Below are 3,384 nucleotides of genomic sequence, written 5' to 3'. Positions count from 1 at the left end.
CTTAGGAATTGATTTATTTCCATTATATAAGCAATTTGTTGATAAATATCACGAGACTGGCTTTGAAGGTAATGAAAAGGGACATTGGATGAATGATCATTTTTCATCTGCCCAGCGTGTTAAATTTGATTTATTTAAAAAGTTTGGCTTAATTGCAGCTGCAGGTGACAGACATTTAGCTGAATTTATGCCAGCCTCCTGGTATTTACAAAGCCCTGAGAAAGTGAAGGAATGGAAATTCGGACTAACTAAGGTACAATGGCGAATCGACAATAAGCAAGAATTACTTGAAAAAGGAAGAAGACTTGCAGAAGGTAAGGAAGAATTCATCCTTCATGAAACAGGTGAAGAGGGAATTGAGATGATTAAAGCATTGCTTGGGTTAGGTGATCTTGTGACAAATGTGAATTTGCCTAATCGAGGACAAATCGAAGGACTTCCATTTGATGCAGTTGTAGAAACGAATGCTATTTTTAGAAATAATAGCATCAAACCAATTTGTGCTGGAAAATTACCAACACCGATTGAAAATATGGTATCACTACATATTCGTAATCAAGAAACAACACTTCAAGCAGCATTATCAAAGGATAAATCACTTGCATTTCAAGCATTTGTTCAAGATCCTCTTGTACAAATCAGCCCTGATGATGCGAAAGAGCTACTCGATAAAATGCTCTATCAAACTAAAGACTATTTACAAGGCTGGAATATAAAAGAGGAAATAACTGTAGAGTAAATCGATAAAATAAGATCCTGTCTTAATGGGGGCAGACCCTTGTAAGCAGGATCTTATTTTCGTTTAAATTGTAGCTACATCAATATGCTTAAAGGAAGATACATGAAAAAGACCCGTATCAGTAAGCTTTAGTTCAGGAATCACTGGTAAAGTTAAAAAGGATAAAGTTAAAAAAGGATTAAAATCAGATTTTGCACCAATTTTTGTGAGAGCATGATGGATTTTCGATAATTCCTTGTTGATTTCTTGAAAAGGACGCTCAGACATTAATCCAGCAATTGTTAAAGGCAATGAAGCTAGTATTTTTTCTTCTTGAATGATAACAAGTCCGCCTTGCATATCCAGTATTTCTTTTGCTGCAAGTAACATATCCTTGTCATTTGTACCTGCAATCACTAAATTATGAGAATCATGGGCAATCGTTGTCGCTATGGCACCTGACTGTAGCCCGAGTCCTTTGACAATCCCTAATCCAATAGCTTTTGTCTCTCGATGCCGTTCAATAACAGCAAGCTTTAATTGGTCATTTTTTATCGATGGTATGAAGTAATTTCCATTTGAAACATCGACATTTTCAACTTTATGCTTCGTTATTAAACTATTCGGAACAATTTCGATTATATTGGCTTTCATCGTTTTAACTTGAATTTGCAAATCATTCTCTGACAATTCGTGAAATCGAACTGTCCTTTGCAAACGTTGGAGTGAGGCCATATGTTCTTTTTGTGGAAAGGATACGAGTTGGCCATTTTCGAAAATAAGCTTCCCATCCTTATAAACTTCAGAAATCTTAATTGAATTCAAATCTTCTAATAGAATAAAGTCTGCTTGATAGCCAGGGGCAATGGCACCTTTTGTTTCTAGACCAAAACATTCTGCAGCATTAATTGTAGCCATTTGGATTGCTGTAATAGGGTTTAATCCTAACGAAATAGCTAGTCTTACATTATGATCAATACTACCTTGACTAATCAAATCATTTAAATGCTTGTCATCTGTCACAAATAAACAACGTCTAGAGTTTCGTTCAGTTACAACATTAATTAATTGTTTAAGATCCTTCGCAACAGTTCCTTCACGAATCATCAAGTACATGCCTCTTTTTAATCGTTCTTTTGCTTCTTCTAGTGTTGTACTTTCATGATCAGTGCGAATAAATGCAGACAAATATACATTTAATTCATTAGCAGAAAGCCCTGCAGCATGCCCATCGATTTTTTTTCCATATTTTCTTGCATGAAGAATTTTATCAAGCATATCAATTTCTGCATTTTCGACAGCAGGGAAATTCATGACTTCAGCAAGTCCAAGGACACGGGGATGAGTATAAAAGCTTTTTAAATCCTCTGCTTTTAGAACTGCTCCAGAATGTTCAAATTGAGTTGCTGGAACACAGGAAGGAAGCATAAAGAAAAAATCAAAAGGGAGATTTTCACTTGAATCTAACATAAATTGAATCCCTTCTCTTCCAAACACATTTGCAATTTCATGAGGATCACAAATAGCAGTTGTAACTCCATGAGCGAGAAGGACTTTAGCAAATTCTGATGGAATTAACATCGAAGACTCAATATGAACATGACCATCAATAAATGTAGGAGAAACTATACGACCTTTTGCATCAATGGTTTCAATACCGATATAATTGCCAATCCCTGCAAAATACCCATCAGCGATTGCAATATCGCCTTCTGTCATTTCACCAGTGAAAACATCAATGATTTTCCCATTCTTTATAACTATATCTGCAGGCACTTTTCCAGCAGCTACAGAAATTCTTTTTTTAAGTGTATTTATCACTCACATCACCAACATTTCCAATAAGATTAATAATTAATTTTAGTAGTAGAATGTCCCCACAATTTGAAAGGTATGCTTGCTTGTGGTATTGTCAGTTGTTTCATAGTAATTTGTCTTTGCTCGGTTGGCAATGCTAGCTGTTCGTAAATAAACTTATCGTCAAAGCCGATTTTTGCAGCATCCTCCTTAGAACAAGCATAATAGACTGCTTTAGGTCTTGCCCAATAAATTGCACCAATGCACATTGGACATGGCTCACAGCTGGAATAAATCTCACAATCCTCTAGCTGAAAATGATTTAAATAACGGCATGCGTCACGAATTGCCTGAATTTCTGCATGTGCGCTTGGATCGTTTGTTGCAGTTACAACATTACTTCCTCTTCCGATAATTTCACCATTTTTTACAACAATTGCTCCGAATGGACCGCCATGATTATTCTCAACATTTTTGATTGCTTCTTGAATGGCTTCCTCCAAAAATCCTTGTTCGAACATAAAATCCTTCCTTTCAAGCAATGTATTTTTATTACTACTCTTAGTTTATTATTCCTTATTTATGCTGATTTTACGTTAAGTTTGTAAAAGAATCTACCAGACTTTCATAAATTTTCCGTAAAAACTCAGTTTGACGTTTCGATTCATCAATTCAAAAACGATAAGGGGAATTGTCTAACAACTGAATAATAAAACACTTCACATAGAAAACAAAACATTTTAGCTATAATGGACGATAGTTCTTTAATATCTTTTTAAACAAACCTATGACACATTCCTTCTTCCTACACTTGAAAAAATCATTACAAATTTCACTCTTTCGACAAAATATTAACTAAAACTTTACAT

The 3,384-nt window shown here is 34.9% G+C and carries 3 protein-coding genes; 1 reads left to right on the top strand and 2 read right to left on the bottom strand.

Translation table 11 applies throughout. The features are described 5' to 3' along the window. On the top strand, positions 1-739 hold a 739-nt coding region (locus tag HU235_RS14875; RefSeq protein WP_459213473.1), incomplete at its 5' end, for a family 4 glycosyl hydrolase. 63 nt (positions 740-802) lie between these two features. Here HU235_RS14875 and ade read toward each other — a convergent pair. Both ade and HU235_RS14865 read right to left on the bottom strand, forming a co-directional pair. Beyond that, complete coding sequence (gene ade / locus HU235_RS14870; protein ID WP_095300122.1) at positions 803-2,539, bottom strand: adenine deaminase; 1,737 nt, start codon at positions 2,537-2,539, stop codon at positions 803-805. A 26-nt stretch (positions 2,540-2,565) separates the two neighbouring features. Then, on the bottom strand, positions 2,566-3,036 hold the full coding sequence (locus tag HU235_RS14865; RefSeq protein ID WP_095300121.1) for a nucleoside deaminase: 471 nt from the start codon (positions 3,034-3,036) through the stop codon (positions 2,566-2,568). Positions 3,037-3,384: the final 348 nt, after the last annotated feature.

The organism is Metabacillus niabensis (genome assembly GCF_902829255.1).
GTDB lineage: Bacteria > Bacillota > Bacilli > Bacillales > Bacillaceae > Metabacillus > Metabacillus niabensis.
The sequence above is the reverse complement of the archived record's forward strand: the minus strand, read 5'-3'. Positions and strand labels throughout refer to the sequence as shown.